Origin of the sequence: uncultured Agitococcus sp. (assembly GCF_937920075.1) — a bacterium.
In the GTDB taxonomy this organism is placed as follows: Bacteria; Pseudomonadota; Gammaproteobacteria; order Pseudomonadales; family Moraxellaceae; genus Agitococcus.
Window position 1 is genome coordinate 1 of the sequence record NZ_CALETI010000383.1, and the last position, 2,499, is coordinate 2,499.

Consider the following 2,499-nt stretch of genomic DNA (forward strand, 5'->3'; position numbering starts at 1 on the left):
CAAATTGCTCGTGTACAAACTTAAAGCCCTCGGGCGTTGTTGTTACATCAATGCCGTTTCGTAATCCATCAGCTTTATATCTCATACGCGCGATAATCTTGCGCCACGCATGACGCGCCTTGTCTGTTGGCATGGTGTCCAATTCGTCAACTAAAGCATGGCCAATTTTAAAGCCAATAATTGTTGCAGGCTTATCCATTGACCTACAAATAATAGTCCCTATTTTTTCACCATTGCGCGACAAATGCACTTCTTTATGACTAACCTGTATATCGCACTCCAATCCCCAATCCTCTGCTACTTCTTCGATTGTCGGGTAAAAAATATCTCTAATTTGTGAATAAGTAGGGGCGAAATAGCCAGCTGGAATGTTAGGATGTTTGATAAAGTGTAGGCATAGATTAGCACATCCCACCCATGTTTTACCGCTTCCAAAGCCTGCCACAAATGCTCTAAACTTGTTAGGCATCTTGGTAAATTCGTATTGTGGGCTGTTAAGTTTAGGCATTTTTTCGTGCATCGACAACGGTAATTGTTATCTCATTGTTTTTTGGTAAGTCTGTACCATTCGCGCCTGTTAATTGATTAACCGTGTTATCTGTTGTCATACCCAAAGCTAATCGACCGACTTTTTGAGCTGTTGCAAGCGAGTTAGATAATGAGTTTATTTCTTGTGGGCTGATTTCTTCGGCGCGTAATGCCTGTACAATTTTAGCCTTAATCGCTTGAGCTATTTTAATATCATCAGCATTAAACTTGACTGCAATATCAATTGCCGTCTTTTCGGCTTGCTCGGTTATTTTTTGAACTATGTTTTCTGTTTTTTTCTTGCGTTTTTCTAGCCATTTTCCTTTTTGATGCTGACTTTTCACCGCACTGAATGTAACGCCGTATTTATCAGCAATAGACTGGATTGTCGTTGTATTATCAGCAACATAAAGAGCCTCAAGCTCTGCCCAATCTACAGCCGCCATAAATTATACCTTATTAACTTGCGCGCCGTGATGCTCGCTCGGCTTTTCGCTTTGCTGCTGCTGTTTTAACGCGCTGTTTAGATGCCCAATTTTCATTATTAACTTTAGAAGCCATAACCTACCCCTTAAATGCTTTCTGCTGTTTGGCTTGCTGTTCGCTACTCATACCTTTAGTAATCACATCAAACAAAGCACTGGCGCGAACCGCTTTTTTAATCATGCCGTATTTTTTAAGAATTGTCGATTGCCATTCATAATGAAAATCGTATAAATCGGGATTAGTCTCGATTTGGATTTCTTCAACACTTCGGCTTGACCTTAAATTAGCACTACCGCTAATCACAATCTTTTTATCACCGATTCGCATTAAAGCGACTTTAGTGTGAGTCCCTGCCACCGCAAATTGAAACTTGTTGCCTATATCTAACTGTTTGTAAATGTATGGCGCATTTGCTCGGTTATGACCCCACCAATAATCGCTGACAATAATCTCCAATGAGTGCAAATAATCGCCGCTAATTAAATTATGAAAACTATCAACATTGTCTTGAGATAGTGATAATGTACTAATTTGTAGCTCATCAATTAGCGAGTTTGTCTCATAACAAAACGCCTCGAAAAAATCACCAAAAATAAAGTTACCACTTAGTACCGCGTTAATACGCTCGCCGTCTAGGATTTTTTGTCCTAATTGTTTTGCAAAATCTTCGGCTCGGTCAAACTTAACTTGATGCGCTTTGATGCGTTGGCGGAATGGTTTAGGCAATGTGTAGCGGTTTTCGTTTTTGAATTTATCACTGTTATCGGATTCGCTAAAATCTAGGTCTAAATCAATATCTAAACCTGATACATCAAAATCACCTAAATCAAATTCAAAATCATCATCTAAATTAAAATCAATAGCCATTTTTTACACCTTAGTCGTGGTTTTGTCGGAATGGAAACGGCAGGTAATGACAAGTTACTTTTCGGGTGCGCTCCCTAGCCGTCTGATTATTATAACATAATTATGTTATCACCCCAACCCTTTAACAAAAAACCCACAACAATAAAAACGGAAAGCTGACCATTGCCAAAAGCGTATAAATCACAAAATAATTAGGCTTCATTTTTTGCGCCACTCGCTAAAAGATTGTTTAAGTTTTGGCAGTGCAATAATTATCTGTATGACAGTATAAAGCAATGTTGCCATGATAAGCCAATCCTGCAACTGTACCCCCGCTAGTGTTAGTCCGCTAACAACCACTGGGGGTGATGTTTTTGCAACTGCCATACTTAAACCACTTTCTAAATGTTGTGAATGGTCAGTGATGTTATTTTGCATTGCCGCGCTCTGCCTTAAAAATACCGACCAAACCCAATAGAACGAGTGGCAACCCTGACTCATAATTACCCTGCAAACATTCACCAATCCCTTGAAACACTGATGCCAAGCCTAAATAACTTGACGGCTCTTTTAATCGGTCTTTTAAATCGTGCATGATATTGCCCTCTGTTTTTTGACAATATACCACATGGTCAATTT

General features: G+C 39.4%; 5 protein-coding genes. All 5 read right to left on the minus strand.

Annotation, left to right across the window (positions count from 1 at the left end; genetic code table 11):
• On the minus strand, nt 1-508 hold a 508-nt coding region (locus Q0212_RS12895), incomplete at its 3' end, for a terminase family protein (RefSeq protein ID WP_297926163.1).
• Nucleotides 501-974, minus strand: a complete 474-nt coding sequence (locus Q0212_RS12900) for a hypothetical protein (protein ID WP_297926166.1) — start codon at nt 972-974, stop codon at nt 501-503. The genes Q0212_RS12900 and Q0212_RS12895, both read right to left, overlap by 8 nt.
• Before the next feature lie 118 nt (nt 975-1,092).
• On the minus strand, nt 1,093-1,881 hold the full coding sequence (locus Q0212_RS12905; protein ID WP_297926168.1) for a hypothetical protein: 789 nt from the start codon (nt 1,879-1,881) through the stop codon (nt 1,093-1,095).
• Between the two features lie 198 nt (nt 1,882-2,079).
• Complete coding sequence (locus Q0212_RS12910; RefSeq protein ID WP_297926170.1) at nt 2,080-2,298, minus strand: hypothetical protein; 219 nt, start codon at nt 2,296-2,298, stop codon at nt 2,080-2,082.
• On the minus strand, nt 2,288-2,499 hold a 212-nt coding region (locus Q0212_RS12915; RefSeq protein ID WP_297926172.1), incomplete at its 5' end, for a hypothetical protein. The genes Q0212_RS12915 and Q0212_RS12910, both read right to left, overlap by 11 nt.

Coding starts and splice junctions, on each gene's coding strand:
- Q0212_RS12900 (WP_297926166.1), bottom strand. CDS start 974: ATGGCGGCTGTAGATTGGGCAGAGCTTGAGGCTCTTTATGTTGCTGAT.
- Q0212_RS12905 (WP_297926168.1), bottom strand. CDS start 1,881: ATGGCTATTGATTTTAATTTAGATGATGATTTTGAATTTGATTTAGGT.
- Q0212_RS12910 (WP_297926170.1), bottom strand. CDS start 2,298: ATGCAAAATAACATCACTGACCATTCACAACATTTAGAAAGTGGTTTA.